The sequence below is a fragment of the Kitasatospora sp. NPDC056800 genome (assembly GCF_042789775.1).
In the GTDB taxonomy this organism is placed as follows: domain Bacteria; phylum Actinomycetota; class Actinomycetes; order Streptomycetales; family Streptomycetaceae; genus Kitasatospora.
In genome coordinates this window covers 1-23003 of record NZ_JBHUAL010000158.1, presented here as the reverse complement: position 1 = coordinate 23003, position 23003 = coordinate 1, and the positions used below count along the sequence as shown (strand labels likewise).

At 75.4% G+C, this 23003-nt stretch carries 19 protein-coding genes; 13 read left to right on the top strand and 6 right to left on the bottom strand.

The genetic code is table 11. The features are described 5' to 3' along the window. Positions 1 to 124: 124 nt before the first annotated feature. From ACFRQN_RS28915 to moaA, 3 genes are all read right to left on the bottom strand, one after another. Positions 125 to 1690, bottom strand: coding sequence for an alpha/beta hydrolase (locus ACFRQN_RS28915; protein ID WP_380743135.1), 1566 nt, complete (start codon positions 1688 to 1690; stop codon positions 125 to 127). Positions 1691 to 1784: 94 nt separating this feature from the next. Further along, complete coding sequence (locus tag ACFRQN_RS28910; RefSeq protein ID WP_117487336.1) at positions 1785 to 2558, bottom strand: HNH endonuclease family protein; 774 nt, start codon at positions 2556 to 2558, stop codon at positions 1785 to 1787. Positions 2559 to 2709: 151 nt separating this feature from the next. Further along, a complete protein-coding gene (gene moaA, locus ACFRQN_RS28905) occupies positions 2710 to 3798 on the bottom strand; it encodes a GTP 3',8-cyclase MoaA (RefSeq protein WP_380743133.1) in 1089 nt (362 codons plus the stop codon). A gap of 130 nt (positions 3799 to 3928) precedes the next feature. Here moaA and ACFRQN_RS28900 point away from each other — a divergent pair, with 130 nt between their 5' ends. The 5 genes from ACFRQN_RS28900 (at position 3929) to ACFRQN_RS28880 (ending at position 9140) form a co-directional block, all read left to right on the top strand. Continuing rightward, positions 3929 to 4546, top strand: a complete 618-nt coding sequence (locus ACFRQN_RS28900; protein WP_380743131.1) for an NTP transferase domain-containing protein — start codon at positions 3929 to 3931, stop codon at positions 4544 to 4546. Positions 4547 to 4720: 174 nt separating this feature from the next. Further along, positions 4721 to 5569: a hypothetical protein gene (locus ACFRQN_RS28895; protein WP_241852729.1), complete on the top strand. Its 849-nt coding sequence runs from the start codon at positions 4721 to 4723 to the stop codon at positions 5567 to 5569. A 221-nt stretch (positions 5570 to 5790) separates the two neighbouring features. Next, complete coding sequence (locus tag ACFRQN_RS28890; protein ID WP_049660965.1) at positions 5791 to 6663, top strand: hypothetical protein; 873 nt, start codon at positions 5791 to 5793, stop codon at positions 6661 to 6663. 163 nt (positions 6664 to 6826) lie between these two features. Next, positions 6827 to 7801 (top strand): (2Fe-2S)-binding protein, encoded by a 975-nt coding sequence (locus ACFRQN_RS28885; RefSeq protein ID WP_380743129.1) that lies wholly within the window; start codon positions 6827 to 6829, stop codon positions 7799 to 7801. Between the two features lie 214 nt (positions 7802 to 8015). Continuing rightward, complete coding sequence (locus tag ACFRQN_RS28880) at positions 8016 to 9140, top strand: DUF2637 domain-containing protein (RefSeq protein WP_380743128.1); 1125 nt, start codon at positions 8016 to 8018, stop codon at positions 9138 to 9140. Positions 9141 to 9201: 61 nt separating this feature from the next. Here the strand turns inward: ACFRQN_RS28880 and ACFRQN_RS28875 are convergent, their stop codons facing one another. Beyond that, positions 9202 to 11610 (bottom strand): SpoIIE family protein phosphatase, encoded by a 2409-nt coding sequence (locus ACFRQN_RS28875; protein WP_380743126.1) that lies wholly within the window; start codon positions 11608 to 11610, stop codon positions 9202 to 9204. Positions 11611 to 11948: 338 nt separating this feature from the next. After that, complete coding sequence (locus tag ACFRQN_RS28870) at positions 11949 to 12335, bottom strand: ATP-binding protein (protein ID WP_049658213.1); 387 nt, start codon at positions 12333 to 12335, stop codon at positions 11949 to 11951. A 665-nt stretch (positions 12336 to 13000) separates the two neighbouring features. Here ACFRQN_RS28870 and ACFRQN_RS28865 point away from each other — a divergent pair. The 5 genes from ACFRQN_RS28865 to ACFRQN_RS28845 all read left to right on the top strand — a co-directional run bounded on the left by ACFRQN_RS28865 (position 13001) and on the right by ACFRQN_RS28845 (position 18890). Continuing rightward, positions 13001 to 13711: an urease subunit gamma gene (locus ACFRQN_RS28865; RefSeq protein WP_380743125.1), complete on the top strand. Its 711-nt coding sequence runs from the start codon at positions 13001 to 13003 to the stop codon at positions 13709 to 13711. Next, the gene (locus ACFRQN_RS28860; protein WP_375873907.1) at positions 13708 to 15429 is read left to right on the top strand and encodes an urease subunit alpha; all 1722 of its coding nucleotides are present in this window, start codon (positions 13708 to 13710) and stop codon (positions 15427 to 15429) included. The genes ACFRQN_RS28865 and ACFRQN_RS28860 overlap by 4 nt, the downstream gene beginning before the upstream one ends. Before the next feature lie 17 nt (positions 15430 to 15446). Next, positions 15447 to 16493 (top strand): agmatine/peptidylarginine deiminase, encoded by a 1047-nt coding sequence (locus ACFRQN_RS28855; protein ID WP_117487341.1) that lies wholly within the window; start codon positions 15447 to 15449, stop codon positions 16491 to 16493. 116 nt (positions 16494 to 16609) lie between these two features. After that, positions 16610 to 17209, top strand: a complete 600-nt coding sequence (locus tag ACFRQN_RS28850) for a TetR/AcrR family transcriptional regulator (RefSeq protein ID WP_380743123.1) — start codon at positions 16610 to 16612, stop codon at positions 17207 to 17209. A 190-nt stretch (positions 17210 to 17399) separates the two neighbouring features. After that, positions 17400 to 18890: an alpha/beta hydrolase gene (locus ACFRQN_RS28845; protein ID WP_380743121.1), complete on the top strand. Its 1491-nt coding sequence runs from the start codon at positions 17400 to 17402 to the stop codon at positions 18888 to 18890. Positions 18891 to 18942: 52 nt separating this feature from the next. Here ACFRQN_RS28845 and ACFRQN_RS28840 read toward each other — a convergent pair whose 3' ends face one another. Next, a complete protein-coding gene (locus tag ACFRQN_RS28840; protein ID WP_380743120.1) occupies positions 18943 to 20568 on the bottom strand; it encodes a hypothetical protein in 1626 nt (541 codons plus the stop codon). A 389-nt stretch (positions 20569 to 20957) separates the two neighbouring features. Here ACFRQN_RS28840 and ACFRQN_RS28835 point away from each other — a divergent pair, with 389 nt between their 5' ends. From ACFRQN_RS28835 to ACFRQN_RS28825, 3 genes are all read left to right on the top strand, one after another. Continuing rightward, on the top strand, positions 20958 to 21425 hold the full coding sequence (locus ACFRQN_RS28835) for a hypothetical protein (protein ID WP_380743118.1): 468 nt from the start codon (positions 20958 to 20960) through the stop codon (positions 21423 to 21425). A gap of 101 nt (positions 21426 to 21526) precedes the next feature. Beyond that, positions 21527 to 22192 (top strand): DUF3105 domain-containing protein, encoded by a 666-nt coding sequence (locus ACFRQN_RS28830; RefSeq protein WP_074001014.1) that lies wholly within the window; start codon positions 21527 to 21529, stop codon positions 22190 to 22192. 26 nt (positions 22193 to 22218) lie between these two features. Further along, complete coding sequence (locus ACFRQN_RS28825) at positions 22219 to 22893, top strand: DUF305 domain-containing protein (protein ID WP_380743136.1); 675 nt, start codon at positions 22219 to 22221, stop codon at positions 22891 to 22893. Positions 22894 to 23003: the final 110 nt, after the last annotated feature.

Here is a 23003-nt window from a genome sequence, read left to right as displayed (position 1 = left end):
GATGTGTATAAGTGCCCGCCGGGGGGCCGCGACCCCGGAGGGGGCGTGCCGCGCTAACGCGGCACGCCCCCTCCGCGCTGTCCCCGGTCGGCCCCCGCCGCCCTCGGCCCGGCCCCCGCCGACCTCAGTCCGACCCGCAGCGGGTGCCCGCCGCCGGCAGCCGCCCGTCCACCAGGAACGCCGTCACGGCCGCCCGGACGCAGCCGCTCTTGTCGTACGCGGTGTGCCCGTCGCCCTCCCGGGTGAGCAGCACGCCGTGCTCCAGCCCGGCGGAGAGCCGCTCGGCCCAGGCGTACGGGGTGACCGGGTCGGCGGTGGAGCCGATCACCAGGAGCGGGGCGCTGCCCGGCGCCCGGACCGGTCGCGGCGGCTCGGCCGGACGGTACGGCCAGGGGCGGCAGTCCGCTTCGAGCAGGGTGCCGACCGGGTCGTGCCCGCTGGTCAGCGGGGCGCGGGCGGCGAGTTCGGCGAGGGCCGGGCGCAGTTCCGCCTCGGTGGGCGGCGGCGGGCCGTCCGCGCAGGAGATGGCGGCGAAGGCGTCGGCCGGGGTCCGGTAGCGGCCGTCCTCGCCGCGGCCGTCGGCGCCGTCGGCGAGGGCGAGCAGGCCGTCGGCGTCGCCCCGGGTGACGGCCGGTTCGAGGGCCTCGCGCAGCCGGGGCCAGGAGCGGCGGCCGTCGGAGAGGACGTCCAGGGCGGCGACCCAGCCGAGCGCGGCGGTGAGGGTCCGGCCGTCGGCGGCGCGCAGCGGGTGGTCGCGCAGGCCGTCGAGGAAGCGGGCGAGGCGCTGCGGGGCGGCGGCCGGGTCGGCGCCGAGCGGGCAGGCCGCCCCGTCCTCGGTGGCGCAGGCGGCGGCGAAGGCCCGGAGCCCGGTCTCGGCGGCGACGGCGGCTTCGATGCCGAGCCGCGCCGCGGGGGCGCTGTGGTCGACGGCGCCGTCGAGGACGAGCCGGCCGGTGCGCTCGGGGAACTCCTCGGCGTAGCGGGCGCCGAGGTGGGTGCCGTAGGAGAAGCCGAGGAAGTCCAGCCGGCGTTCGCCGAGGGCGCCGCGCAGCACGTCGAGGTCGCGGGCGGTGTCGCGGGTGCCGAGGTGCGGGAGCAGGTCGGCGTGCCGGGCGCGGCAGGCCTCGGCGAGGATCCGGGCGTGGTCGTAGGCCGGGTCGTCGGTGGCGTTCCACTGGTCGCGGGTGCGGTCGTCCAGGCAGTGGACGGGAGTGGTGTCGCCGGCGCCGCGCGGGTCGAAGCCGACCAGGTCGTACCGGTCGTGCAGCGGCCCCTGGTAGCTCTGCCAGCCCCAACGGACCATGTCGACACCGGAGTTGCCGGGGCCGCCGGGGTTGAGCAGCAGGGCGCCGAGCCGCCGCTTCGGGTCGGCGGCGGCCACCTTGGCGAGGGCGACGTCGACGGTGCGGCCACCCGGGTCGGCGTAGTCCAGCGGGACCTTGAGGGTGGCGCACCGCACGGCGGCCGCATCCTGGTCGCCGTCGTCCTCGCCGGGGCAGCTCCGCCAGTCGATCCGCTGGTCGTAGAGCGCGCGCAGGGCGGGGGCCGCGGTGGCGGCGACCCGTTCGTCCAGCGGCGGGCGGACGGCCGGGCGGGCGGCGCCCGTGCAGCCGCTCGACAGCGCGAGGGCGAGGGCGGCGGCGAGGGCGGGCACGGCGCGCCCGGCCGACCGGGGGAGCGGGGAGATCATCGGGGCCACCGCCCACGAATACCACCCGGCCCGCGCCCGGCCGTCACCGGGGGCACACCGCGCCCGCCCTTCGACGGCGTGGATTGACGTTTCGTCAGCCGCCGCACAGCTGGAGCATGGTCTTCTTGTCCGCCTCGGTGACGGGCAGCTGGTACTTCAGCGAGACCTGGGCGAAGCGCACCGCGTAGGAGCAGCGGATCTCGGTGTTGGCGGGCAGCCAGGAGGCCGGGCCGGAGTCGCCCTTGGAGGCGTTCTGCGAGCCGTCGGCGGGGATCAGGTTCAGCGGGTCGTTGGCGATCTGGACGCGCTTGGCCTTGTCCCACTTGCTGGCGCCCATCTGCCAGTCGTAGGAGAGCGGCATCACGTGGTCGATCTGGATCTTGGAGGCCTGCTGCTTGGTCCACTGGACGCTCTTGCCGGTGTACGGGTCCCAGATGGTCATCGCGGTGACCGTGCAGTCCGAGCCGTCCTTGTGCTCGACGGCGGTGCCGTCGCGGGCCAGCAGGTCGTTGCGGGTGTCGCACTTGTTGCCGCCGAACGGGACGCCCTCGACGTTGTCCGTCCAGGCGGGGCCGAACTCGTTGCGGTCGTAGCCGTCCTTGGTGCCGACGGCGGCGGTGGTGACCTTGGCGATGACGTCCCGGCCGGCCTTCTGCTCCTCGGGGGTGGTCAGCGGCGCCAGGCCGGGCTTGGTGCCGTCCGGGTTCTGCAGCGGGCTGGTGCCGGTGGCCCCGGCGGCGGCGGTGCCGCCGTTGGCCTTGGGGCCGGTCGACTTGTGGTCGCGGCCGCCGATCAGCCAGCCGACCAGCGCGAGCGCGCATATCAGGAACACGGTGGCGGCGGACAGGGTGGAGCGGCGGGCGGGCACGGGGAACTCCGGAGGTCAGGGGCGGGTTGACGGCAAGCCAGCAGACCAGCCGCCCGGGGGGAGGTCAAGCCGACGCCACGCGATCCCGCCGAGCATGTCGAAGCTCACACCCGCTCATGCCCTGCTCCGGGCCCCAGCCCCGGCCGCGCCGTCAGCCGCCGATGGCGGACATCGGGCGGTCGGGCCGGACGAACTCCGCGCTGCCGACGGCGTGTCCGGGCCCCTTGCCCGCCACCGCGGCCCGCCAGGCCGCCTCGATCGCCGCGTCGTCCGCCCCGCCGCGCAGCAGCGCCCGCAGGTCCGACTCCTCCGTCGCGAACAGACAGGCGCGCAGCTGCCCGTCCGCCGTCAGCCGCACCCGGTCGCAGCCGCCGCAGAACGGCCGGGTGACGGAGGCGATCACGCCGACGACCGCGTCCGTACCGGCGATCCGCCACTCCTCCGCCGGGGCGTTGCCGGACCGGCCGACGGGGACGAGGTCGAACCGCTCCCCCAGCGCCGCCAGGACCTCCGCCGCCGTCACCATCGCCGAACGGTCCCACGCCCCTTGCGCGTCCAGCGGCATGGACTCGATGAACCGCATCCGGTACCCGTGCCCGACGGCGAACTCCACCAGCTCCACCATCTCGTCGTCGTTGACCCCGCGCACCGGCACCGCGTTCACCTTCACCGGCCCCAGCCCGGCCGCCCTCGCCGCCGCCAGCCCCGCGAGCACGTCACCGATGCGGTCCCGGCGGGTGATCGCGGCGAAGCGCTCCGGACGCAGCGTGTCCAGGCTGACGTTCACCCGCCCCAGCCCCGCCGCCGCCAGCCCGGCCGCCGCGCGCGCCAGCCCGATCCCGTTCGTGGTCAACGACACCTCGGCCCCCAGCGGGGCGATCCGCCCGACCAGCCCCGCCAACCCCCGCCGCAGCAACGGCTCCCCGCCCGTCAGCCGGACCGACCGCACCCCCAGCCGCTCCACCGCGATCCGCACCAGCCGGACCACCTCGTCGTCCCCCAGCAGCCCGGCGCGCCCCAGCCAGGGCAGCCCCTCCGCCGGCATGCAGTAGGTGCAGCGCAGGTTGCAGCGGTCGGTCAGCGAGACCCGCAGATCGGTGTGGACCCGGCCGAAGCGGTCCACCAGCGGGGGCGGGGCCTCGATGTCGTGCGGTCGTGTGTCGTACGGAGGCGTGGTGCGCGGAGGCGTGGTGCGCGGCGCGGGGTTGTACGGGGCGGGGTTGTACGGGGCCGTGTTCATCGGCCCAGTACAGGCGTGCCGGGCCCGCCCCGGCCAGCGGCCGAACCGCCGGGGCACGGCCGCCGCGCACCGCCTCCGCTTGTGGCTTCCCACAATGCGCGCCCCGGCCCCGACCGGGCAGGCTGGCCCCATGCAGACAGCGCCGACACCCGCCGGACCGGGCCCGGTCGCCGCCCTGGTCCTCGCCGCCGGCGGCGGGCGGCGCCTCGGCGGGCGGCCCAAGGCGCTGCTCCGGTACCGGGGCCGGCCGCTGGTGGAGCACGCGGTGGCGGTGGTCCGGGCCGGCGGCTGCACGGAGGTCACGGTGGTGCTGGGCGCGGCGGGCGAACGGGTCCGGGCCACCGCGCACCTGCCCGGCTGCCGACTGGTCGGCAACCCGGACTGGGCGCAGGGCATGGGCTCCTCGCTGCGGGCCGGCCTGGCCGCGCTGCCGCCGCAGGCCTCGGCGGCACTGGTGATGCTGGTGGACACCCCCGGCGTCACCCCGGCCGCGGTGGCCCGGCTGCTGGCCGCCCACCGGGCGGGCGCCGAACTGGCCGCGGCGGCCTACGAGGGGCGGCGCGGACACCCGGTGCTGATCGGCGCCCGGCACTTCGCCGAGGCGGCGGCGGGCGCCCTCGGCGACGCCGGGGCCCGCGCCCTGCTGGCGGCGCACGCGGCGGAGCTCGTCCTGGTCGAGTGCGCCGACGTCGCCGCTCCGGACGACCTCGACACCCCCGCCGACCTGGCCCGCTGGTCCGCCGGCTGAACGTCCCGGTCCGCCCCGCCGGGCATCCCCCTCCGGAAGGATTCCTTCCCTACCCGAGCAGGCAGGATCCCCTGATCCGTCCCTGAGGATTGCCCCATTCCGCGTCCTGCGCCGGACATTTCGGGGAGCATGGGAGACGTCCCACCCACCCGACACCGACGGACGGAGCCCGCGATGGCCGGACTGCCCGACGACTTCACCGGACACGACCCCGCGCGGACGGGGCCCGGCGGTGGCGCCCGGGCGATCCGCTGCCCCGCCTGCCGCCGCGAGCACCTCTACGAACCGCCCTCCCTCCCCTGTCCGTGCGGGGCCTCGCTCAAGGTGCCGCTGCTGCGCGGCGGAGTGCCGGTGCAGGTGCGCTTCCGCTCCTGGGAGGACTCCTGGCTGAGCATGCGCTGCCCGCACTGCGGCCGCTCCGACCAGTGGCCGCAGCCCGAGTTCACCTGCAACTGCGGCGCCACCGTCCGGCTGCCGGTGGACCGCGCCACCCGCCTGGGCACCGGCACCGCCGCCCCGCTCGCCGCCCCCGGCCCGCAGGCCGCCCGCCCGCTCCCGGCCCACCCGGCGAACGCCCCCGCCCCGGCCCCGCCCGCACCGTCCCCGACCGGCCGCTCCCGCCCGTTCCGCCACCGCGCGCCGTTCCGTCCGCACCCGGTGCGCACCTCGCAGGACGCGGTGTTCACCGCCGCCCGCTACCTGGAGTGGCTCGGCTTCGACGACCTGGAGCTCACCGAGTCCCAGGAGCGCGACGGGGTCACCCTGCTGGGCGGCCGGATGGTCGCCCAGGTGGACACCTGGACCGAGCCCGCCGACGTGAAGTCGGTCGAGTGCCTCTGGCTCCAGACCCTGCACGCCGAGGAGATGGCGGCCGCGATGTTCACCCTCGCGGGCTATTCGCACCAGGCCACCGTGCGCGGCGAACAGCTGCTGGTGGCCCTGTTCAGCCTGGACCTGGCGGGCGTGCCGCAGCCCGCGAACGGCGCCGCCGAGGCCCTGATGGAGACCGGCTGGACCTCCTGACCCACCGGGCGGCCCCGCCGGGCCGCCCCACCGGCCCCCTCCGGCCCCTTTCCCTCGCGCACCCCTAGATCATTTCTCTTCCAAAAGCAACAACCTTCGCTCGTGATCTGGTGCACAAGCTCACCCCCGTGTTGAATTGCCGCCACAGCGCGGGCCTTTCGCCCTGTCGTCGCCATGCGTGCGGGTCGTGGCGACAGGGCCTCAGGGGCAGGTCCGTGCCCATGCCGGATGGCGCACACAAGGAGGTGGCGTTGTCGGAGCACGGATGGGACCCGAGCAACCCGGAGGGGCGGGGGCGGGCGGCAGCGGAGGAGCCGGGTGACACCGTGTGGCGGCTGAGGTCCCGGGGGTGCTGGCAGGAGGCCGCCGAACTATTGCGACCGACCGCCGAGCACGACCCGGACGCGGCCCTGGGGCGGGCCGAACTCCTCATCGAGCAGTGCCTGTTCACCGCCGCGAACTGGACCCAGGCGGAACAGGCGCTGCGCCTGGCGGAGGCCCTGGCCTCCGGCACCGAGCAGCGCGCGGCCGCCGCCTGCGCCCGCGGCTTCCTCGCGTACGTGGCGAGCGTCCTCGGCCCGCGCGACCGGCTGGACGAGGCACAGGCGGCGCTCGGCCGCACCTCGGCCCTGCTGCCGCCGGACGCCCCGGGCCGCCCGCTGCTGGACTTCCGGCGCGGACTGGTCGCCGAGAACCTGCTGCGCGACCGCAGCGCCGCCTGGATCGCCTACCGGCGGGCGCACGAGGGCGCCGGCGAACGCGGGGACGAGCTGCTGCGCTCGTACACCTGGCGGCACCTGGCCGCGCTGGCGCTCTCGCGCGGGGAGCGCGGGAACGCCCGGGAGGGCTTCGACGCCTCCCTGCGGCTGCGCGAGCAACTCGGCTTCACGGTGGGGGTGGCGCCGGCGCTCGCGGCGCTCGCCGAGGTGTCCGAGCCGCCCGAGGCCGCGCGGCTGCGGGCCGAGGCGACCCGGCTGGTGGACGCCCTGGGCGGCGTGCCGGTCTGGCTCGCGCGCCAGCTGAACGCCCTCCGCACAACCGGTGCTCCCCCGGACGGGCGCATCACCAGCGAGACCGGGGGGACGATCAGCTAAGGTGAGGCTAACCTGGCCGGGGGGAGCAGTACCCCGGCCAGGTCGCCTTGCCGTTCCCCGGGCACCGCCATGCCCCGGTCCGGCCGCGTCCGGCGCCGCCACCACCCGGCCGGGCACCGCCGGGCGGACCATGGGCGCCCCGGTCGACCCGATGGGGCCGTCCATGACCGCGAGCAGCACCCGGCCCGGCCCCAGGCCGCGCGTCCCCCGCGCCACCGGGGCGCGCACCCCCGCCCCCAGCGCCCCGGGCGCCCCCTCGTACCACCGGCTGTCCGGACTCACCCCCGTCCTGATGGTGCGCTGCGCCCCGCCCCGGCGCGGCGGCGGCTGGCTGCCCGTCGCCGACCTCGCCGCCCGCCCCGAGGCGGTGCGCGAGCTGATCGCCCACGACGCCCGGCAGGGCCTCGCCCGCTACGGGCAGCCGCTGCGCCCGGACGTCGCGGCCGGCTTCGGGCTGCACCGCTTCGTCTGGCCGGTCTCGCTGCTGTTCACGCTGCCGTGGTTCCTGGAGCGGCGCGTCCCGCTGCTCGGCCTCGGGGACGTCGCGCTGCGCCGGCGCCCCGACGCGGTCGAACTGACCGTCCGCCCGGCCGAGTTCGCCTGCCTTCCGGACGACCCGGCGGCCGGGTCGGGGGCGGATTCGAAGCCCGGGACGGCGGCGGGCGCGGCGACCGTGCCCGCGGCCGTCGGCCCGGAGTGGGCCCGGACGGTGCCGGACGAGGCGGCGCTGGCCGCCGCCCTGCGGTCCGCGCTGGGCGCCTTCCTGGCCCCGGTGCTCACCGCCTTCGGCCCGGAGGCGCGGCGCGGGCCCCGGGTGCTGTGGGCGATGGCCACCGACGCGGTGGTGGAGGGGCTCTGCTACGCGGGCGGGCTGCTCGGGGAGCAGGAGCGGGCGCGCGCCGAACTGTCCGCGCTACTGGCGCCCGGCGGGCCCCCCGACCCCGCGCGCACGCCCGGCGCGGGCGACCGCCCCGCTCCGGCCCCGGCCCCCTTCATCCCGGGCGCCGGATTCACGCCCCCGGCGCCCGGGGGCGGTGGCACTCCGGCCCTGGAGCGGTCCCGGGCCAGCTGCTGCCTCGTCTACACCGCCGATCCGAAGGACATGTGCGGCGGCTGTCCGCGCGTCACGCGGCGTTGACGAAAACCTGTCCGATATCAGGTCCGAAAAGCCCGCGATTCCAGGAAAAGACCGCTTCATATTCGCATGACAATGCGATGGTAACCGGGCCAGAAATCCCTCTCCTCAGCGCATTGACGGCGAATCGGCCATTTCCTCGCCGCGCGTCCGCCATGATGGTCCCCGCCGTCACGACGCAGAAAAGCGACGCAGGAAAGCGAGGCTGGTTTCGGCGATGAAATTGTCCGACATACCGCTCGGATGGGCGATCACCGTGGTCGTGGGGCTGCTGGTCAGCGCACTCCTGGTGGCCCTGCTCCGCAGCCGGGGGTCCGCCTCCTCCACCGCCGGCACGGATTCCTGGGAGCGCTCCGAGGAACGGCGCCGCCGCAAGGAATCCCTGTACGGCGGCGCCTCCTACACCCTGTTGTTCTGCTGCGCGGGCGTCGCGGCCGCCCTCTCCTTCCACGGCCTGGTCGGCTTCGGCGTGCAGAACCTGGGCCTGTCCGGCGGCTGGGAGTACCTCGTCCCGTTCGGCCTGGACGGCGCCGCGATGTTCTGCTCGGTGCTCGCCGTCCGCGAGGCCAGCCACGGCGACGCGGCGCTCGGCTCCCGGCTGCTGGTCTGGCTCTTCGCCGGCGCCTCGGCCTGGTTCAACTGGGTGCACGCCCCGCGCGGCCTGACCCACGCCGGCGCCCCGCAGTTCTTCTCCGGCATGTCCCTCTCCGCGGCGATCCTGTTCGACCGGGCGCTCAAGCAGACCCGCCGGGCCGCGCTGCGCGAGCAGGGCCTGGTGCCGCGCCCGCTGCCGCAGATCCGCATCGTCCGCTGGCTGCGCGCCCCGCGCGAGACCTACGCGGCCTGGTCGCTGATGCTGCTGGAGAACGTCCGCAGCCTGGACGAGGCGGTCGAGGAGGTGCGCGACGACAAGCGGGAGCGCGCCGACGAGAAGCAGCGCCGCAAGCTGGCCGGGCGCCGGGAACGGGCCGAGATCCGGGCGATCAACCGCTCCCACAGCACCTGGCGGCGCGGTGGCGGCACCGCGCGGCGGCTGGGGTCCGGCGCGGAGCCCGCGACGGCCGCCGCGGCGGACCGCCCCGGGGTGGAACGCGTCTCGACGGAGCGGGTGTCGGCGGAACGGGTGCCGGCGGAGCGCGTCGGGGCCGAGCGTCCCGAGGTGGAGCGCCCCGCCGGTCCGCGCGAGGTGGAACCGGCCGAGGGCACGGTCGTCCAGCCGGGCCTGCCGGCCCGTCCGGAGCGGCGCACCATCGACCTCACCCTGGAGGAGGACACCGTCACGCTGCCCCGGCTGGACGAGATGGAACGCAAACTGAAGGACCTGGAGCAGCAGTTCGGCTGACCGCTCCCCCGTCGGCGCCCCGACGCCCCCGCGGGCCGGAGACCGGGCCCCGGGCCGGCGCTCAGGCCGCCGACGTCCCGCTGAGCTCGAACCACATCCGCTTGCCGGAGCCGCGCGGCTCCACGCCCCAGGAGTCCGCGAGTGCCTCGACCAGCATCAGACCGCGCCCGGAGGAGGCCTGCTCCCCCGGCGTCCGGCGGGTCGGCCAGAGGTCCGACTCGTCCTCCACCTCGACCCGCAACCGGGCCCGGCCACCGTCCGCCTCCGGCTCCCGGTAGAGCCGGGCGGTGAACATGGCGTCCCGGTCGGTGTGCCGGATGGCGTTGGTGACCAGCTCGGAGGAGAGCAGCTCGGCGGTGTCGATGAACTCCGCCACGCCCCAGCGGCGCAGCGCGTCGCGCAGCTCGGCCCGGACCTCGGCGACCCGCGCCAGGTCGGCCTGGCCGATCCGGCGGCGCAGCTGCTGGGCGGCCAGACCGCCGGCCGGGCCGTCCCAGCGCAGGAGCAGCAGCGCTATGTCGTCCTCGCGCTCGCTGGAGTCGGCGGCCTGGGAGGCGATCCGCTCGGCCAGCTCCTCCAGCGGGTCGCGGGCGGCCTGCCCGGCGTCCGGCAGCGGGCGGGCGAGCGCCCGGGCGAGCCGGGCGATGCCCTCGTCCAGGTCCATGCCGCGCGCCTCGACCAGGCCGTCGGTGCAGAGCAGCACCGTCTCGCCCGGGTCCAGGCTGAACCGGGTGACCCGGTACTCCTGGTCCGGGTCGATGCCCAGCGGCAGCCCGCCGGCCACCGGCACCACGGCGGCGGTGCCGTCCGCGCGGCGCACCAGCGGGTCGAGGTGACCGGCCCGGACGGCGTAGACCACGCCGTAGTCCACGTTGACCTCGGCGTAGGTGCAGGTCGCGAAGTGGTCGGTGTCCAGGTCGGCGAGGAAGCGGGAGGCGCGGGCCATCACGGCGGCGGGCGGGTGGCCCTCGGCCGCGTAGGCGCGCAGCGCGATCCGCAGCTGGCCCATGATCCCGGCGGCGTGCACGTCGTGGCCCTGGACGTCGCCGATCACCAGGCCGACGTGTCCGCCGGGCAGCGGCACCACGTCGTACCAGTCGCCGCCGATCTGGAGGCCGGAGCCGGCCGCGATGTAGCGCACGGCGGTGGTCACGCCCGGGACGGACGGGACGGTGCGCGGCAGCATCACCCGCTGGAGGCCGGCCGCGAGTTCGTGCTCGGCGTCGTGCAGCCGGGCCCGGGCCAGCGACTGGGCGACCAGCCCGCCCAGGGTGGTCAGCAGGGTGCGCTCGTCGGCGTCCAACTCGCGCTCGTCGTCGAAGCTGACCACGCAGACGCCGATCGCCCGGCCGCTGGCCACCAGCGGCAGGTACGCCCAGGAGCCCCGGCCGGTGCGGCTGGTCTGCTCCCACACCTCGGGGTAGCCGTCGCGGAAGTCCTCGCGGGTCGAGACGAAGACCGGCGCGCGGTGGCGCAGCGCCTCGGCGGCCGGGTGGCCGGGCGGCAGCACGGTGCGGTCCCAGACCGCCAGCGAGTCGGAGCGGTAGCCGGAGGCGCCGAGGATCTGCGCCCGTCCGGCCTCGAAGGAGGCCAGCACCAGGCCGTCCGGCGGCAGTCCGGGCAGCGGCAGTTCGGTGAACACCCGGGCCACGTCACGCACGGTGACGGCTTCGGAGAGGGCGCGCGCCGCCTCCTTGATGAACCGGGAGCGCTCCTCGCGCAGCAGGGCCATCCGGTCGGCGTGGTCCCGCTTGTGCAGCTCGACGGTGGCGTCCCAGACGAAGCCGACCATCCGGGAGGCCCGGCCGAAGGCGTCGGCGAGCACCCGGCCGCGGAAGCGCACCGCGCGCATGCCGCCGTTCGCCCCGACCGTCCGGTAGTAGGCGCCGCACTGGCCCAGCTCGGACACCGCGCGCTCGACCCGGCGGCGCACCACGGGCGCGTCCTCGGGGTGCAGCATGGCCAGGAAGGAGGCGGCCGTACGGTCGAAGCGGCTCTGCCCCAGGGCGTCCAGGCCGACGATCGCACAGGCCCGCTGGTCGCCCTCCAGGACGTCGCGGCGGATGTCCCAGTCGAAGGAGCCGATGCCGTTGGCCGCCATCGCGGGCTCCAGCCAGTCCGGCATGGTGTCCGCGGAGGACGGCGGCAGGCCGCCCGACAGCACGGGCGCCAGCCGGGCGGCGGCGAGGCTCGGGGACGGGCGCACCGCGGAGCCGCGGCGCGAGGACTGGGCGGGCGGCCGGGCCCGGCCCGTCCCGGTGGTGGTGGGGCCGGCGGCGGGCTGCCCGGAGGTGCGCGGCTCCGGGGAGCCCGGCTGCTCGGCGACACGCGGCTCGACGGCTCTCGGCCGGGCGGTGCGCGGCTCCACGGTCCTCGGCTCTACGGCTCGCGGCGCCACCGTCCGCGGCTCGACGACGGGCGCCGCGCCGGGAGGAAGCGCCGGCCCCGGCGACTCGGGCTCAGTGGGCATGCTGCTCCTGCCGCTGCCGTGGCGGACCGCGCCGACCGTCCGGACGGGCCGCGTGGCGTTGTGATGGGTCGTGCTGGATAGGACGGTGCGACGGACGGTCGCCAGTCGAGGTTCGGTCTCCCCGCTGCTTCCCGCACGTGGACACACATTCCCACCATCCTGGCCAATGTTCGGCCGAGCGGCAATGCCAACGGGCCGGAAATCTTCCGTTCCGCCTTCTGTTCTGGGCTTCCTTCGACAGCGAATCAATCGACGGCGAACAATCGTACGTCCTGCCGCCGACCCGGAACACACGGCCCGGAACGCACGGCCCGGAGCACGCCGCCCGGAGGCGGGACTCAGGGCATGGCGAGCTCGAACCAGGTGACCTTGCCGTCACCGCGCAGCTGCACGCCCCAGGAGTCCGCGAGCGCCTCCACCAGCAGCAGGCCGCGCCCCGAGGTCGCGTACTCGCCCTCCGGATCGCGCCGCCGCCCGGGCAGTCTGCTGGTGCCGTCCTGCACCTCGATGCGCAGCCGGTGGTCCGACCCGAGCTCCGCGTCGAACACCGCGCCCTTGCCCGTGTGCAGCAGCGCGTTGGTGACCAGCTCGGAGGAGAGCAGCTCGGCGGTGTCGGACAGCTCCGGCACCCCCCAGTGGCTCAGCGCCGAACGCAACCGCCGCCGCACCGCGCCCACCCCGACGAGATCCGCCGGATCGAGCGTGAGGTGCAGTCTCCGGTGCACGGCACACCCCGGTGCCGGCGCACCCGGCAGGGTCGTCCCGGTGCCGGCGACCGGCGCCTGGACCGGCCCGGACCGGTAGGCGTCGCCGGAACTCGTCCGCTGCCGCGGGAATCGCGACTGACCGTCCATCAACACATGCCCCCGCCCTGAAATCCGGGCCCCCGCCTCCGGATCCCCCGCCGGCCGGGTGGCCCCCTCGTTCTGACCACTCATCCTCATGCCCAGTTGACGGCGTTTGCAACAGTGTGCGTCCGATCACGTGGGGTGAAAGGGGCACGGGGTGGTTCGCGTGATCCAACTGCCCGCGCCGGACAGGTTTGCGAAGCGCAGAGGCTGTTTTCGAAGAAGCCCCCACCCGATCCCGCGCACACCCGGCGCCCGTACCGACCGTGCGCCCGACCACGCGCCCCCTGCCCCGCTCCCGCCGCGCGCCGGGGTCCGGGCACCGGCCCACCCGGTCCTCTACGCCCCCGCCCCCCACTCCCGCCCGCTCACCCCCGTCCCCCGCCCGGCGGGCCGAACGCCCGCGGAACGGCAACGCTGGACAGGGCGGCCCGCTGCGGGTTCAATGACCCCGAGATGTTTGAACGTCGTTCTAACATCGACCCCGACAGCCCCGAGGCCCCGAGCAGACCCCCGTCCCCGGCGACCGCGAGCGAGGAACCGTGCGACTGACCCCCACCGAGCGGGACCGGCTGCTGATCTTCACGGCAGCCGAACTGGCCCGCGCCCGCCGCGCCCGGGGCGTGCGCCTCAACATCCCCGAGGCCACCGCCCTGATCGCGGACACCGTCTGCGAGGCCGCCCGCGACGGCCGCCGCCTCGCCGAGGCCATCGAGGCCGGCCGCTCCGTGCTCACCGCCGACGAGGTGCTGCCCGGCGTACCGGACGTGGTCACCGTCGTCCAGGTCGAGGCCGTCTTCGAGGACGGCACCCGCCTCGCCGTCGTCACCGACCCGTTCAAGGGCGCCGGCTCGCTCGGCGACGACGCCCCCGGCGGCGCGCTGATCGGCGACGGCGCCGGCTACGACCCGGTCGAGGAGACGCTGCTGCTCCCCGTGCACAACACCTCCGGGGTGCCGATCTCGGTCACCTCGCACTTCCACTTCTTCGAGGCCAACCCCCGGCTGGCCTTCGACCGGGCCGCCGCCTACGGCACCCACCTGGCCGTGCCGGCCGGCTCCTCGGTGCGCTTCGACCCGGGCGCCACCGTCGAGGTCGGCCTGGTGCCGATCGGCGGAAAGCGGGTCGCGATCGGCTTCGCGGGGCTCGTGGACGGGCCGCTGGACGCGCCCGGCGCGAAGGAGGCCGCCCTGGCGAAGGCCCGCGCGACCGGCTACCTGACCGGCTTCGACGACGCGGAGGTGCCCTCGTGAGCGCGATCACCCCGCACGACTACATCGCCGTGCACGGCCCGCGCGCCGGGGACCGGGTCCGGCTCGGCGACAGCGGACTGATCGTCCGGGTCGAGTCCGACTCCCAGGCGCCCGGCGACGAGTTCCTGGCCGGCTTCGGCAAGACCGCCCGGGACGGCCTGCACCTCAAGCCCGCCGCCGTCCGCGACACCTGCGACGTGGTGATCAGCAACGTGCTGGTGATCGACGCGGTCCAGGGCGTCCGCAAGACCTCGATCGGCCTGATCGGCGGCCGGATCGCCTCGATCGGGCGGGCCGGCAACCCCGACACCCTCGACGGCGTCGACGTGGTCGTCGGCACCGGCACCACGATCGTCTCCGGCGAGGGCCTGATCGCCACCGCCGGCGCCGTCGACACCCACGTCCACCTGCTCTCGCCGCGGATCATGGAGGCCTCGCTGGCCTCCGGCGTCACCACCATCATCGGCCAGGAGTTCGGGCCGGTCTGGGGCGTCGGCGTCAACTCGCCCTGGGCGCTGCGGCACGCCTTCAACTCCTTCGACGCCTGGCCCGTCAACATCGGCTTCCTGGGCCGCGGTTCGTCCTCCGACGAGGCCCCGCTGATCGAGGCGCTGGCCGAGGGCGGCGCGTCCGGCTTCAAGGTGCACGAGGACATGGGCGCGCACACCCGCGCCCTGGACACCGCGCTGCGGGTCGCCGAGGAGTACGACGTCCAGGTCGCCCTGCACACCGACGGGTTGAACGAGTGCCTCTCCGTCGAGGACACCCTCAAGGTGCTCGACGGCCGGACCATCCACGCCTTCCACATCGAGGGCTGCGGCGGCGGACACGTCCCCAACGTCCTCAAGATGGCGGGCGTGCCGAACGTCATCGGCTCCTCCACCAACCCGACGCTGCCGTTCGGGCGGGACGCGCTCGGCGAGCACTACGACATGATCGTCTCCGCCCACGACCTCAAGCCCGACCTGCCCGGCGACGCCGCGATGGCCCGCGACCGCATCCGGGCCGGCACCATGGGCGCCGAGGACGTGCTGCACGACCTCGGAGTCATCGGCATCACCTCCTCCGACGCCCAGGGCATGGGCCGGGCCGGCGAGACCGTGCGCCGCACCTTCGCCATGGCCGGGAAGATGAAGGCCGAACTCGGCCCGCTCGACGGCGCCGGCTCGTACGGGACGACGGAGAGCGGCGACGACAACGAGCGCGTGCTGCGCTACATCGCCAAGCTCACCATCAACCCGGCCATCGCCCACGGCCTCTCCCACGAGGTCGGCTCCATCGAGATCGGCAAGCTCGCCGACATCGTGCTGTGGCGCCCCGACCACTTCGGCGCCAAGCCGCAACTGGTCCTCAAGGCCGGCTTCCCCGCCTACGGCGTGGTCGGCGACCCCAACGCCTCCACCGACCGCTGCGAACCGCTCGTCCTGGGACCGCAGTTCGGCGCCCACGGCGCGACCGCCGCCGACATCTCGGTGGCCTTCGTCGCCCAGGCCGCCGCCGACGGCGCCTACCTCGACCAGGCCGCCGACGGGCTGCCCACCCGCCGCCGCCGGGTCGGCGTACGGAACACCCGCGGCATCGGACCGCGCGACATGGTGCGCAACGCCCGCATCGGCCACGTCGAGGTCACCGAGACCGGCCTGGTCTCCCTGGACGGCTCGCCGCTGCGCTCCGAACCCGCCGACAGCGTCTCCCTCAGCCGCCTCTACTTCCTCTGACCGCTTAGGACTCCACGATGACCACCGCCACGCCCGCCTCCCTCGGCTACCGGATGCCCGCCGAGTGGCACCCGCACGACCGCACCTGGATGGCCTTCCCCACCACCAACCCCACCTTCGACGGCCCCGAGCAGCTGCACGCCGCCCGCCAGGCCTGGGCCGCCGTCGCCGACACCATCGTCCGGTACGAGCCGGTGACGCTGATCGTCAACACCGGCGAGACCGAGCAGGCGCGCACGTACGTCTCCGAGAAGGTCGAGATCGTCGAGCGCCCGCTGAACGACGCGTGGATGCGCGACATCGGCCCCTCCTTCCTGATCGACGGCAAGGGCTCGCTGGCCGCCACCGACTGGATCTTCAACGGCTGGGGCGCCCAGTCCTGGGCCCGCTGGGACAAGGACCAGCACATCGCCGAGCACATCAGCGAACTGACCGACGTCCGGCGCTTCGCCTCCCGGCTGATCAACGAGGGCGGCGGCATCCACGTCGACGGCGAGGGCACGGTCCTCGTCACCGAGACCGTCCAGCTCGGCGAGGGCCGCAACGCGACCTGGACCAAGGAGGAGGTCGAGGCCGAGCTGCACGCCTTCCTCGGCACCACCAAGGCGATCTGGCTGCCGCGCGGACTCACCCGCGACTACGACGAGTTCGGCACCCGCGGGCACATCGACATCGTCGCCTCCTTCGTGCGCCCCGGCGTCGTGGTCGCCCACGTCCAGCCCGACCCCTCGCACCCGGACCACGAGGTCTGCCGCGAACTGGTCGCCGTGCTGCGCGCCTCCACCGACGCCCAGGGCCGGCCGCTGGAGGTCCTCGAACTGCCCGCCCCCACCGTCCTGCTGGACGAGGACGGCGAGCCGGTCGACTACTCCTACATCAACCACTACGTGGCCAACGGCGCCGTCGTCCTGTGCGCCTTCGACGACCCGCGCGACCAGGAGGCCGCCGCGATCCTCGCCGAGGCCTACCCGGGCCGCACCGTCGAACTCGTCGACGCCCGCGAGATCTTCGCCAACGGCGGCGGTATCCACTGCATCACCCAGCAGCAGCCGAAGGCGCTCTGACGCCCCGCCCGGGCGCGGGCCGTACGCCCCCGCCCGGGCCGCCTTCCCGCGTTCCGCGCCGCTTCCCGAGCCCCGCGCCGCCTTCCCGCGTTCCGGCCCACCGAGGAGAACCCCACATGGCCGACCCCCGCCCGCGCCGGCCGGCCCGCCCCCGCGAGGAGGTCTTCGCCACCGCCCGGGCCGCGATCGCCGAACACGGGCTCGCCAAGCTCACCATGGCCGGGCTAGGCAAACAGCTCCAGATGAGCGCCGGACACCTGCTCTACTACTTCGGCAGCAAGGACCAGCTGCTGCTGGAGACCCTCCGCTGGAGCGAGGACCAGCTCGGCGCCCGCCGCCGCGAGGCCCTCGCCGACCACACCCTCGACCCCTGGCAGCGCCTCGACGCCTACCTGCGCCTCTACCTGCCGGAGGGCGCGGGCGACCCGCGCTGGATCCTCTGGGTCGAGGTGTGGGGCCGCTCCCCCGCGAGCGCCGAGATCCGCCAGGGCCAGCAGGAGATCGAGGCCCCCTGGCAGGCCGACCTGGTCGCCCTCATCGAGGAGGGCACCGCCACCGGCCGCTTCACCCCCGGCCCCGCCGCCGACCGCGCGGCCCAGATCCGCGCCCTGCTCGACGGCCTCGCCGTCCCCGTCGCCATCGGCCTCCCGGACGCCCACCGCGACACCGCCCTCACCCAGGCCACCGCCGTCACCGGCATCCTCCTGCGCACCTGAGCGGCCCCGCGGCCTGACCGGCTCCGGTTCCGGCCCCGGATCCGGCTTCGGCTTCGGCTCCGGCCCCGGCCCCGGATCCGGCTTCGGCTTCGGCTCAACCACCGGGTGGAGAACGGCGGGTGGAGAACCGGCCGCCGACCTCCACCCCCGCTCCGAAGCCGGGGCCGCCGAGCCGACCTACCGTCAGAGCATGACCGCGATCCTGCGCCGCACGGCCGCGACCGGTGGCCTGCTGCTCTCCCTCCTGCTCCTGCCCGCGGCCGTCGCCCCGCCGACGGCCGACGCCGACGCCGCGCCCACCGCCCTCCGTTGGGGGCCCTGCCCGGCCCCGACCCCCAACGCCAACGGCACGCCCTTCCCCCGCGACCCGCGCCAGCGGTGCACGACGCTGCGCGTCCCCCGCGACTACCGCCACCCCGGCGCCGGGACCCTCACGCTCACCGTCTCCCGGATCCGCACCGCCGACCCGGCCCACCGCCGCGGCGACCTCGTGGTGGTCCCCGGCGGACCGGGCGGCTCCGGCCTCGACTACCCCGGGGAGGCCACCGCCTTCCTGCCGCCCGACGTCCTGCGCTCCTACGACCTGATCGGCTTCGACGAGCGCGGCGTCGGCAACAGCACCCCCGTGCACTGCGACCTGCCCGCCGAGGAGCGCGCCGCCGAACTCAACTACCCCTTCCCCGCCCCCGACGGCTCGATCACCGCCAACCTCGACCTGGCCCGGCGGATCGCCGACGCCTGCGCCGCCGCGAGCGGCCCGTACCTCGCCGACATCACCACCGCCGACTCCGCCCGGGACCTCGACCGGATCCGGGCCGCCCTCGGCGTCCACCGGATCTCCTACCTGGGCTCCTCCTACGCCACCTACCTCGGCCAGGTCTACGCGAGCCTCTTCCCCACCCGCGCCGAGCACGTGGTGCTGGACAGCACGGTCGCCCCCGGCGGGGAGCAGCAGGCGATCGGCCTGTTCAGCGAGGGCACCGAGGAGGCCTTCCCGGCCCTCGCCCGGTACCTCGCCGCCCGCGACGACACCCTCCACCTGGGCGCCACCCCCGAAGCCGTACGGGCCGCCTACCTGCGGCTCGCCGAGGAGCTCGACCGCGCGCCGTTCGGCCTGCCCGACGGCCGGACCCTCACCGGCAACACCCTTCGGGCCGTCGTCTACGCCTCGCTCACCAAACCTCGCTACTACCCGCTGGCCGCCACGGTGCTGCGGATGGCCGCCACCCGCACCGCCCCGCCGCCGGGAGGCTCCCCCGGCAGCGGCCTCCCGTCGGTCATCCCGGACAACTTCGTCGCCGCCCAGTCCGCGGTGATCTGCGGCGACTCCGCCTGGCCCCGCGACCCCGCCGTCTACGCCGCCCGCACCGCGGCCGACCGGCAGCGCTACCCGCTCACCGCCGGCATGTCCGGCAACGTCTGGCCCTGCGCGTTCTGGCACTACCGCCCCGAGGAACCGCCGGTGCGCCCGAACCCGGACGGGCCGCGGAACATCCTGATGCTCCAGAACCGCTACGACGCCTCGACGCCGTACTCCGGGGCCCGTCAGGTCCGGTCGGCCTTCGGCCACCGGGCGGCGATGGTCACGGTGGACGCCACCGGGCACGGCGTCGACTTCACCGACCCCCGGATCCGCGACCCGCTCACCGCCTTCCTCCTCGACGGCCGGCTGCCGGCCTGACCAGCCCGGGACCGCACCCCGCCGCTCCGCATCCCGCCGCCGCCCTCCCCGGTCACTCGGTCCAGACGGCGGCGGCGGTGCGGTCGTCGGCGTAGCCCTTGGCGCGGACCTGGACCTGGCGGAGGAAGTCGACGGTGCCCGGGGGGTGGGGGTGGGTCCAGTGGGTGGAGAGGAAGTGGGCGACGGCCGGCTCGTCGGCGATGGGGCGGGCAAGACCGGGGGTGCAGAGCAGGAGGATGTCGCCCGGCGTCACGGGGACGAGCCGGAAACGGAACGGGCGCGGACCGGGAACCGGGGCCTCGGGGACCGGCGGCTGGCCGTCCGGGTGGTGCAGCAGGCGGGCCGCGTAGGCGTCGATCCAGTGGCCGGAGCGCAGCAGGTAGAGCCCGCCCGGGCCGACGCCGAAGGCCGCCCGGTAGCCGGCCTCCGGGTCCAGCGACACCAGCAGGCAGTGCAGCAGCGCCGGGGACGGCGCGTCCTCCTCCTCCCGGGGCACCAGGGCGCGCAGCGGGGCGGCGGCACCGGTGGCCAGGCGCTGGAGACCGTAGCGGAGCCGGTCGCGGGCGCCGGCGCGCAGGTCGGCGGCCAGGCCGGCCCGGCTGCGCCCGATCGCGGCCGCGAGCTGGTGGCACGCCTCCCCGGTGGCCGCCGCGACCGCCTCGGCGGTGAGCGCCTCCTCCTCGGGGCCGCCCGTACGGTCGAAGCCGCCGAGGACGGCGAGCAGCAGGCCGTCGGGGCCCTCGCCGAACCGGGTGACCAGCAGGGCGTCGCGGCGCGGCTCGCCCCGGTAGCGCGCGGAGTCACCCCGGACGGAGGTGGCGCGCAGCACGGACGGCCCGTACTGGGCGCCGTCCAGCACGGTGTCCGGTACGAGCGCGCGCAGTGCGCCCGGGTCCGCCTCGGGTACGGCCGTCGGCTCGGGTCCGTAGGTCGGCGGGCGCTCGCCGACGTGCGGGACGGCGGCGCCGCCGTCGGCGAGCGGTGCGCGGATGGCCAGGCGGGGATCGGGGACGGGCGCGGGGGCTTCCGGCTGCTCCGCCGTCTCCGGCTCGGCCGGCGCCTCGGCGGCGGGCTCGGGCTCGGGCTCCGGCTCGGGCTCAGGCTCCGGCTCCGGCTCCGGCTCGGGCTCCGGTTCGGGGGCGGGCGGCGGGGTGGGCTTCTCCAGCGAGACCGGGTCCGGGACCGGTACGGCCTCCGGCTCAGGTACCGGCTCGGGCTCAGGTACCGGCTCCGGCTGTACCTCCGGCTCCGGCGCGGGCTTCGGCGCGTCCTCGGCGAAGGCGGGGGCCGGGACGTGGTGGGTCTCGGAGGAGGTCCGCTGTCGCCCGATCCCCTCCGCCCCGCCGATCACGCCGACCGCGGTGTCGAACCAGTCGTCGATGCTGTCCCGGTTGTCCATGCTCTCCGAACCGTCAGGCTCCGCGGGAGCCCCGACCTCGACCTCAGGCTCAGCCGCCGCAGCCGCCACCTCCGGCTCCGGCTCCGGCCGCGCCTCCGGCTCCGCCGACCGCTGCTGCCCGATGAGCCCGACCGCCGTGTCGAACCAGTCGTCCACGCTGCCATCCCCCGGGTCGGCGTGCGGGGTGTCCGGGAGGGTGCCCGCCGGACCGTCGTAGACGGCGTCCCACCAGCCGTCGTCCGGCCGGTGCGGCTGTGCCGGTGCACCCTGCTTGCTCATCTGGCGGCTCCTGGTCGTTCCGTGGTCGCGCCGCCCCCGGGCGGGCCGGGCTGACGACATTGTTCTCCACCCGCGAGGACCCTGTCCGGGTTTCGGCGACAACCGGTCACCCACCGGAAAGTCCCGGCCACCGCGCTCACCTGCCGGTTCGCGAGCCCGGTCCCGGGCGCGTCATCCATTCGTCCGCTTCCGTTCCGTCCGTGCTTGCCGGATGTGTCCAGAGCAGGGTGTTTCCTGGTCATCCGGGCGTACGGGCCGCCGAAAATGGGGGCCGGTGGGGGGCATCGCATCACTCGTTCGGCTGATTAAATGTGCGCATGACCGCGTCGGCCCCCAGTTCGCCCCGACCGGGGAGGGCCGCATCCGCGGGCCGCCCGGCAGGTGGGCTGTTGGTCCTGCTGCTCGTCGCGCTGCTGACGCTGCTGCCGTGCGCGGGCCAGGCGAAGGCGGTGGACGGCTCCGGCCATCCGACGGCGGCCGCGGCCCCGGCCAGCTCCGTCACCGTGGTCAGCGTGGTCAGCGTCCAGGTCGCCACCGGGCACGCCTCCTACACCGGCCGTGCCGCGAAGGTCGCCAAGTCCGCGAACCCCTCGGACCACCACCGGACGGCCGAGGAGCAGGGGCACTGGATCCTCTGCACCGCCGACGGCCAGCCGCCGCGCAACAACGGCTGCTCCAGCCACCCGTACTGCCCGCAGGACGCCCAGCTGCCGAACCCGCCGCCGCAGCCGCAGCCCGCCGTGTCACCGCTGACCCCGACCGCGCCCGACGCGCAGCCCCGGGTGGTGCCCGCCGGCCTGCTGGACGGCGCGCACCCGGTTCCCGACCTGCACGAACTCCAGGTCCACCGGTCCTGAGCGGAACCCACCGCCGGCGCAGCCGCCGACGGATCCGTCCCTCCTCTCACTCCACCTGACCGCCGCCACCGACCGGTGCGGCGGGGACAAGGACGACCACCATGGGTTCCTCCTCCAAGCAGTCCAACAAGCCCGGCGGCAAGCAGGACGGCCTCGACCGCCGTGCCCGGATCGCCGAGCTGCGCGCCGCCGAGCAGCGCCGCGACCGCCGCAACAAGATCGTCGCCTCGGTGGTGGCCGGTGTGCTGGTGGTCGGTGCGATCGCCACCGGCACCTGGATCGTCATGGACCAGAACCAGAAGAAGAAGGACAAGCAGGCCGCCGCCAACGCGGACATCCCGGGCGTGAAGACCTTCGGCGAGCTGAGCCGCACCCACGTCAAGGACAAGGTCACCTACCCGATGACCCCGCCGGTCGGCGGCGACCACAACGCCATCTGGGCGGACTGCATGGCCCACGTCTACGACCAGCCGCTCGAGAACGAGCGCGCCGTCCACTCGCTGGAGCACGGCGCGGTCTGGGTGACGTACAACAGCAAGGCCACCCCGGACGACATCAAGACCCTCTCCGACAAGGTCAAGAAGACCCCGTACTCGATGATGAGCCCGTACCCGGACGAGCAGGGCACCATCACCCTGAACGCCTGGAGCACCCAGCTGACCGTGGACAGCGCCAGCGACCCGCGGGTGGAGGAGTTCTTCACCAAGTACGTCCAGGGCAAGCAGACCCAGGAGCCGGGCGCCTCCTGCACCATGGGGCAGATGTGACCGCCGACGCGGACCGCCCGGACGACCTGGACGGTACGGAGGAGGGCGCGGCCCCGCGCCGCCGCCGCCTGTGGTGGCCGGCCGCGCTGGCCGCCGCCGTGGCGCTGGCGCTCGGGGTGCCGGCCCTGGTGGCGAGCGGGACCTCGGCGTCCGGCTCCTCCACGCTGTCCGTCCCGGCGGACGACTCCCCCGAGGCCGGGTTCGCCCGCGACATGGCGACCCACCACCAGCAGGCGGTGGACCTGTCGTTCGTCGTCCGGGACCGCACCGCCGACGAGCCGACCCGCACCCTGGCCTTCGACATCATCAACACCCAGGCCAACCAGCGCGGGATGATGATGGGCTGGCTGGACCAGTGGGGGCTGTCCCAGCATTCGACCGCCACGCCGATGGCGTGGATGAAGATGGGCCACGAGTACCAGGCCCACGACGGTTCGCTGATGCCCGGCATGGCCACCAACACCCAGATCGCGAAGCTGCGCACGCTCAACGGGCGGGACGCCGAGGTGTTCTACCTCCAGCTGATGATCGAGCACCACAAGGGCGGCGTCGAGATGGCCCAGGGCTATGTCGACAAGGCCCGGAACGACACCGAGAAGCGGCTGGCGCAGTCGATGGTGGTCGCCCAGACCTCCGAGCTCCAGCTGATGACCGACATGCTCAAGGAGCGCGGCGCCGAACCCGGCGTGCCCGCCTCCTGAGCGGTCGCCCCGCTCGGCCTGTCCGGTCTCTTCCAGCTGTTCCACCTGTTCCGCGTTCCGCGCGTTCCCCGGACGGCCGGGGCGCCGGCGGGGACGGTCCCGTACCGTCC